The organism is Photorhabdus sp. P32 (assembly GCF_038085095.1).
GTDB lineage: Bacteria > Pseudomonadota > Gammaproteobacteria > Enterobacterales > Enterobacteriaceae > Photorhabdus > Photorhabdus luminescens.
Genome location: NZ_JAZGJN010000166.1, coordinates 1 through 6,956 on the forward strand (window position 1 = coordinate 1; position 6,956 = coordinate 6,956).

General features: G+C 39.6%; 7 protein-coding genes and 2 tRNA genes. 3 read left to right on the forward strand and 6 right to left on the reverse strand.

From position 1 onward, the window contains the following. A partial coding sequence (locus V2H77_RS23540; RefSeq protein WP_445935445.1) for a hypothetical protein occupies nt 1–182 on the forward strand: 182 nt, incomplete at its 5' end. A gap of 416 nt (nt 183–598) precedes the next feature. Here the strand turns inward: V2H77_RS23540 and V2H77_RS01460 are convergent. Then, nucleotides 599–1,540, reverse strand: a complete 942-nt coding sequence (locus tag V2H77_RS01460; RefSeq protein ID WP_341497378.1) for a Kdo(2)-lipid IV(A) acyltransferase — start codon at nt 1,538–1,540, stop codon at nt 599–601. Between the two features lie 283 nt (nt 1,541–1,823). On the opposite strand from V2H77_RS01460, the gene V2H77_RS01465 reads away from it, so the two are divergent. Both V2H77_RS01465 and trhO read left to right on the forward strand, forming a co-directional pair. Further along, the gene (locus V2H77_RS01465; RefSeq protein ID WP_265378266.1) at nt 1,824–2,060 is read left to right on the forward strand and encodes a DinI family protein; all 237 of its coding nucleotides are present in this window, start codon (nt 1,824–1,826) and stop codon (nt 2,058–2,060) included. Between the two features lie 255 nt (nt 2,061–2,315). After that, entirely contained in the window at nt 2,316–3,374 is a 1,059-nt protein-coding gene (gene trhO / locus V2H77_RS01470) for an oxygen-dependent tRNA uridine(34) hydroxylase TrhO (protein ID WP_341497379.1), read from the forward strand. A gap of 184 nt (nt 3,375–3,558) precedes the next feature. On the opposite strand, the gene V2H77_RS01475 is transcribed toward trhO, so the two are convergent. From V2H77_RS01475 to V2H77_RS01495, 5 genes are all read right to left on the reverse strand, one after another. After that, nucleotides 3,559–4,161 carry a response regulator transcription factor gene (locus V2H77_RS01475; protein ID WP_341497381.1) on the reverse strand — a complete coding sequence of 201 codons (603 nt, stop codon included), beginning with the start codon at nt 4,159–4,161 and terminating at the stop codon, nt 3,559–3,561. Between the two features lie 203 nt (nt 4,162–4,364). Beyond that, nucleotides 4,365–4,619, reverse strand: coding sequence for a biofilm formation regulator BssS (gene bssS / locus V2H77_RS01480; RefSeq protein ID WP_036775794.1), 255 nt, complete (start codon nt 4,617–4,619; stop codon nt 4,365–4,367). Between the two features lie 202 nt (nt 4,620–4,821). Then, the gene (gene pyrC, locus V2H77_RS01485; RefSeq protein ID WP_341497380.1) at nt 4,822–5,874 is read right to left on the reverse strand and encodes a dihydroorotase; all 1,053 of its coding nucleotides are present in this window, start codon (nt 5,872–5,874) and stop codon (nt 4,822–4,824) included. Between the two features lie 220 nt (nt 5,875–6,094). Further along, a tRNA-Asn gene (locus V2H77_RS01490) sits at nt 6,095–6,170 on the reverse strand. A gap of 259 nt (nt 6,171–6,429) precedes the next feature. After that, nucleotides 6,430–6,505 (reverse strand) — tRNA-Asn (locus V2H77_RS01495). Between the last annotated feature and the right edge of the window lie 451 nt (nt 6,506–6,956).

Genomic DNA, 6,956 nt, shown 5'->3' on the forward strand with positions numbered 1-6,956 from the left:
CGATCACACTCCCGCTTATCACGGCAAGTGTGATGGAGGTGTTCAAGTTCGGCTTTTTGTTCATCGGTAATGAATATTTTCATGACGGATACCATGAACCTCATTTGGGCGAAAATCAAGCAGTTTCAATGAGCACGGGTATATACCTAATAGATTTCGAGTTGCAGCGCGGCGGCAAGTGAACGAATCCCCAGGAGCATAGATAACGATGTGACTGGGGTGAGTGAAAGCAGCCAACAAAGCAGCAGCTTGAAAGATGAAGGGTATATTTATATTCGATGTCTTTTTATGAAAAAATATTTTAGAATAATAAATTAAGTCATAACTATAATATATAAGACATATTTTCAACGGATAAATATTAACGGTGATAGTGAAAGGTAAAGAAAATAAAGTAATCTGATTATCAACTTAGTATTTGTTATCAACTTAGTATTTATTAGCGGATTTTAGATGATTCCTTGTTTTTTATATAAAAATTGGAAATTAATTAGATTAAGAAATATAACATCAGCATTGAAATGAATAGTCAATTATTGGGTTGTATGTGAAAGTGATTATGGCTGTTTCCTGGATGAAGAAACAGCCGTTAATAAATTTAATGGACTTTATCAGCTTGTCCGTACAGAGAAGGCATCCCCTTAGGTCGGGTTTTAAAGCGACGATGTAACCACATATATTGATCAGGTGCTTGTAAAATTTCCTGTTCAACAACTTTATTCATGAAAGCAGCCGCTTTCACTTCATCATCTTTTGGAAATCCTGTTACTGCCGGTTGAATAATCAGTTCATAACCTTTTCCATCAGGCAGACGACGGGGGGTGAATGGGATCATTGCCGGATCGGCGAGGCGCACAAGTATTGAAGTGCCGGTGGTGGTTGCAGCATGTTCAACAGCAAATAGCGGTGCAAATACGCTTTTTCGTGGGCCGTAATCATGATCGGGAGCGTACCAGACAACTTCGCCGTTTTTCAGACAGCGGATCATTCCCTTGACATCTTTTCTATCCAGCATGGACTTGTTGGAGCGCAATCGTCCCCATGTTTGTAGCCAATCCATAACCGGATTATCGTTCGGTCGGTAGACGCCAATGCCGGGATTGAGCAAACCGAGAATACGGGCGCCGAGTTCTAATGTCAGGAAGTGGATACCAATAACAATAATCCCTTGCCCAGTAGTTTGAATTTTCTGAATGTTTTCTCGCCCAGTCACTTTAAACCAGCGTTCTATCCTCCAGTCAGGCCAAAACCAGGCCATACCCGTTTCAAATATTCCCATTCCGACAGATTCGAAGTTTTTTATTAATAGTGCATTGCGTTTCTCCTGTGACATATCAGGAAAACATAGTTCAAGATTTCTTTCGGCAACTTTGGCTCGTTTTTTCAGAAAGCGCATAGAAAATCTGCCCAGACGAGTGCCTATCCAGTAAATAATGGGATAGGGGAGCAGAACCAGTAAGTAAAGCAGACTGATGCCAAACCAGGTAGGCCAATAACGGGGATGAAGCAGTGAACGTTGAAAAGAAGGTGCTTGTATCATGGATTCTCAGGTTTTTATAGTTCCAATAAGATGGACAAAACAATTCCTCTATTGTGACATTTTTTAACGGGATATCGAAGTTTTCAAACATGAAATGTTTATGATCTCAATTTTGGTCGATAGTGGGGTGCTTATTTATTATCCCGTTTTGCCGTTGATGAAAGAATGGTAGCTCATAATTCACTGATAAATAAAAATTAAAATAGTTTTACAGAGCTATTTACAATTCATGTAGATAATATTACTGTTTATATGAACAGTATTGTTTGTGGAGGGAAAAGTTATGCATGTAGAAGTCACCATCGATAAATCTAAAAAACTGCCGAAAGGTGCTGTCCCTGCGCTTGCTGAGGAACTGGATAACCGTCTTAGACGTCGATGGCCTGATATTAAAACCAATGTGAAGTTGGCAAGTCATGATGGGCTATCTGTTCGTGGCGGCACGCCTGATGACAGGAAAGCCGTTGAAGAGATTCTACAGGAGACATGGGAAAGCGCTGATGATTGGTTCCAGCTCTGATAAGGATTAATAAGCTACTGCCAGTTAAATCTGCTGGTTATCGGCTATTTGACTTATTTATCCTATTGCCTGTGTGTAAAGAGCGGTATGCTCAACTAATGGGAGGGGCCTCTCCCGTTTTATGACTGATTTCCTATCGCTGCGTTACAAATGACTACTCGTTGAAAATCATTTTCGTTATCATATTACGCTTGATAGCGGAGGCTATCACTTATACATCCATATCTTATGACTTGAAATTCAGGAAAGTACACCATGCCAGTGTTACACAACCGCATTTCTAATAAAGAGTTGAAAGCGCGTATGTTGGCGGAGACCCAACCTCGTACTACCATCTCTTTTTACAAATATTTTAACATCTTAGATCCTCTGGCTTTTCGTAACAGCTTGTATCAACAATTTACCGAGCTCTCAGTATTTGGCCGGGTTTATATTGCTAAAGAGGGGATCAATGCTCAGATAAGTTTACCAACTCATAATTTGGCAGCATTTAAGGCTTTGTTGTATAGCGTTGATCCTGCATTAGATAATTTAAGGCTGAATATTGCCCTAGATGATGATGGGAAATCTTTCTGGGTTTTGCGTATGAAAGTACGTGACCGCGTAGTGGCTGATGGGATTGAAGATGAAGCTTTTGATCCATCAAAAACCGGTGAATATCTTAAAGCAGCTCAGGTCAACCAGATGCTGGATGATCCTGATACGCTATTTGTCGATATGCGCAATCACTATGAATATGAAGTCGGGCATTTTGAAAATGCCATTGAAATTCCTTCTGATACATTCCGTGAACAACTGCCAATGGCTGTGGAAATGTTGCAGGATAATAAGGATAAAAATATTGTAATGTATTGCACCGGTGGTATTCGCTGTGAAAAAGCCAGTGCTTATATGTTGCACAATGGTTTTAAAAACGTCTATCACGTAGAGGGCGGTATTATTGAATATGCTCGTAAGGCGAAGGAACAGGGATTACCAGTACGTTTTATTGGTAAAAACTTTGTTTTTGATGAGCGGATGGGAGAGCGTATTTCAGATCAGGTGATTGCTCATTGCCATCAATGCGGTGTGTCTTGCGACAGTCATACTAATTGTAAGAATGAAGGTTGCCACTTGTTATTTATTCAGTGCCAAGAGTGTGCGACTAAATTTGAAGGTTGTTGTAGCGAAATATGCAAAGAAGAAGTCAGATTGCCGGAAACAGAGCAGCGTGCTCGCCGTGCCGGTCGTGAAAATGGAACTAAAATATTTAATAAATCCCGGCATCGTTTACAGGATGGGTTGAGCAGTACTGCACTACAGTCTGTTGAATAACGTGATTAATCGCTGGCACAGAGATCAATGTGCCAGTTTATTTGATTTATGCCCGTCATCTTTCAAGTTGCCTCTTTGTTGGCTGTATTCACTCCGGTCACATAGTTCGCTATGCTCCCAGGGATTCGTTCCCTTGCCGTCGCGATGCATCTTGAAATCCATTGGGTATAGTTAATAGGGTACTTTAATAGAGATATTTAAATACATTGTAAATAAAGCAGAGTTCAATTCTATTACGCACATTTATTTTTTCAGTAATGTGTCTTTTATGGGAATAGACTGTGCTATTACTGATTTTTAACTTTTGTGATATCTGGTAATTAGGGGTTTCTTGCATCCAGTAATCGATAACTTTGTGCTCTTGAGGACTGAAAATAGAACAGCATTGATCGACCGTTGCTTTATGTCTCTGAATTTCCTGTAATGTAGTTTTGCTAATCTTATTAAGAAGATAGGTAAGATTTCTCTTTGCCAGAATAAAAGCATTATCTTTCAGTGTAATATAATTGTCACAATAAGGATAGGCGCTATTAAGGTATATATATATACGCGTGTTATCTATAAGAGTAATAAATTTCTGTAAATCGGAACAGTAACTGGCGTGATGACAATAATGTGTCAAATTGGCTAGAACGATATCAGGAGAAAAATGAGTTACAATATTTATAGCCTCGTTAATTGAAGGCGAGTCAACGATTTCAAGGCTTTCAGCATTATTGTTTTTCTTTAAAAACTCGCTGATACCTGAACGGGTATAATAGCACTCTTCAACAATTAAGATTTTCATTATTGTACATCCCTGTTCCTGTTTGGCCAAACTCACAATAAACGCCCCATCTATTAGTAGTCAACTCGGCAATTGTGATGGTTAAGTTAACTTAATCCGAAATTATTATATAGTGATATGGTATTTCAGACAAAATCTTTAAGATGAATTGATGTGTCTCCTGGCCGGACACCCATTTATACGGGTGTCCGGGTTTAAGATTATTAATGTTTCGTATGGTTTAGATCGCTGTATTCTGAAGATTCGATCTTTTCAATTCCTGCCTGGAGGATGTATATCAATTGCTTTGCAATGTCAGTTGTCAACCATAAGGTTCGATCTACCATGACATGTTCTGGTGTTTGATCTTGGGAGGACAAATAGTGAAGGCGTAGCATCATTGCATCATATGTATCAACGGTACTGACATCCCAACCTACTACAGGATGCGTTTGAATAACTTCATCTTTACTGCCCATAAAACCTCCTAATCAGATCACTGCATTATTTATTAATATCATTGACTAAGAGCAAACTGCCTCATTCTTGAATGAGTCATTAGTTAGTATATGCTTTTTAATGAAAGTAAGAAGGTTTTTTGTTAGGAATTATGAGTCAATTTGTTGGTGCATTGATAACTATGTAAATTAATGGGGATAATGACTATCCCCTCATGTTATATTAGTCGACTACTTTCACATCCCAACGGGCATCTTCGCCAGCCAAAAATGGAATAAGTCTTTCATTATTGCAATCGATGTGTTCAATGATGGTAGCAGGTTTGCGAATTAGTTCGATAAAGCCTTCATTGACAGGTAGCCCGTAAAATTTAGGGCCATTAAGTGAACAGAAAGCTTCAAAATGCTGTAATGCATTCATCTCTTCAAACACTGCTGCATAAGCAGGTAACGCTGATGGCGCGTTAAAGACGCCGGCGCAACCACAGGAGGACTCTTTTTTATGTTGTGCATGTGGCGCCGAGTCTGTGCCTAGGAAGAAGCGATCACAGCCGCTGGCGACGGCTGCCCGCAAAGCCTCTTGATGCACATTGCGTTTCAGCACAGGCAGACAGTACAGGTGTGGACGAATTCCACCAACTAGCATATGGTTGCGATTGAACATGAGATGTTGTGGAGTTAATGTCGCTGCCAGATTGTCATCGCCTTCTAGCACATATTGTGCGGCTTCTTTGGTCGTTATATGTTCAAACACAACTTTCAGTGCTGGGAACTGGTTACGTAGTGGTTCCATAACTTGTTCAATAAAACGGGCTTCTCGATCAAAAATATCAATATGAGAAGCAGTAACTTCACCGTGGACGAGCAGAGGCATCCCCAGTTTTTCCATCACTGCTAATAGTGGATAAATATTCTTTATATCAGAGACACCGTGACTGGAATTGGTTGTAGCATTGGCAGGGTAGAGCTTACAGGCGGTAAAAATACCTTCTTTATAACCCATTTCTATCTGAGAGCTTTCAGTCGTGTCAGTAAGATAACAGGTCATAAGAGGTTGGAATTTGTGTCCTTCGGGAATGGCTGCCAATATTCTGTCTCTATAGGCTTTGGCGCTGACCACTTCTGTAATCGGCGAAAGCAGATTAGGCATGACGATAGCCCGGCCAAAGTAATGACTGGTATAGGGAACGACGGTTTTTAGCATTTCACCATCACGAAAATGAATGTGCCAGTCATCGGGGCGGCGGATTTTTATTGTGTATGATTCAGTGGTCATGAGAAACCGGCTCCAGTATGTATGATAGGAACGAAAGATGCTGAGTTCAGCATATTCAGGCCGGGAATGGATGATAAAGCTAAAATGGTCGAATAGCTATTATTGAATATAATTTTTAGAAAAAAATTCAGTTAAATCAATTAAGTTAGGGTAATAAGAGGCGGATTTTCTTAATAAGAAAGGAAAAAACAAAGTATGAGGGTAAAAATAGAAATGAAGTTGGCTCCTCCAACTGGACTCGAACCAGTGACATACGGATTAACAGTCCGCCGTTCTACCGACTGAACTATGGAGGAACTCCTTCACAACGCGGCGTATATTAGTGATATGTTTCGGCTTTGTCAAAGTAGAAAATGATAAAAGTGGTTTGTTTGCTGGCAAAATGCACTTGTTGTTATATTTTTATGCTAATTAATTGAGGTTTGATGGAATTTTATTCCATTAACGTAAGTTGAGTAGAATTATTGTGCTTATGTTACGAGTAAATGGTGGTGGAGAATTAAGTAGAGAGGTCAGAATAGCAAAAATCCCGCCTTAAGCGGGATTTTCATAATTTGGCTCCTCCAACTGGACTTGAACCAGTGACATACGGATTAACAGTCCGCCGTTCTACCGACTGAACTATGGAGGAACTCCTTAACAACGGGGTGCATATTAACGGTATGTTTTTGCTTTGTCAAAGTAGAAAATAACAAAAATAGTTTGCTTGCTGGCAAACTGAGCTTATTGATCTGTTTTTATGCCGAACAAGGGGTGTTTGCTGGAAATGTATGCTATTAGGAAGCAGGTTGATCGGAATTATTACGTTACATTGTAAGTAAATGGTGGAATTAGGAATGCAAAAAACCCGCACTAGGCGGGCTTTTTATGAATTTGGCTCCTCCAACTGGACTNNACCGACTGAACTATGGAGGAATTGTCCTTGACAACGAGGCGAATAATATCCGGGTATTTTGGTCTTGTCAAAGGGGAAAAGTGAAAATTGAGTTTGATTGGTTAACTGATGTTCAAAATGATGTTTTTTAGTCAATTAAATTTTCAGCTCAAGAAATATGAGAATTAACTGATATTTTTCTATGATA

Excerpts from the sequence above, each read along its gene's own strand:
- pyrC (WP_341497380.1), bottom strand. The coding sequence starts at position 5,874 with ATGACCACTGAATCATACACAATAAAAATCCGCCGCCCCGATGACTGG.
- trhO (WP_341497379.1), top strand. The coding sequence starts at position 2,316 with ATGCCAGTGTTACACAACCGCATTTCTAATAAAGAGTTGAAAGCGCGT.
- V2H77_RS01460 (WP_341497378.1), bottom strand. The coding sequence starts at position 1,540 with ATGATACAAGCACCTTCTTTTCAACGTTCACTGCTTCATCCCCGTTAT.
- V2H77_RS01475 (WP_341497381.1), bottom strand. The coding sequence starts at position 4,161 with ATGAAAATCTTAATTGTTGAAGAGTGCTATTATACCCGTTCAGGTATC.
- V2H77_RS01465 (WP_265378266.1), top strand. The coding sequence starts at position 1,824 with ATGCATGTAGAAGTCACCATCGATAAATCTAAAAAACTGCCGAAAGGT.
- bssS (WP_036775794.1), bottom strand. The coding sequence starts at position 4,619 with ATGGGCAGTAAAGATGAAGTTATTCAAACGCATCCTGTAGTAGGTTGG.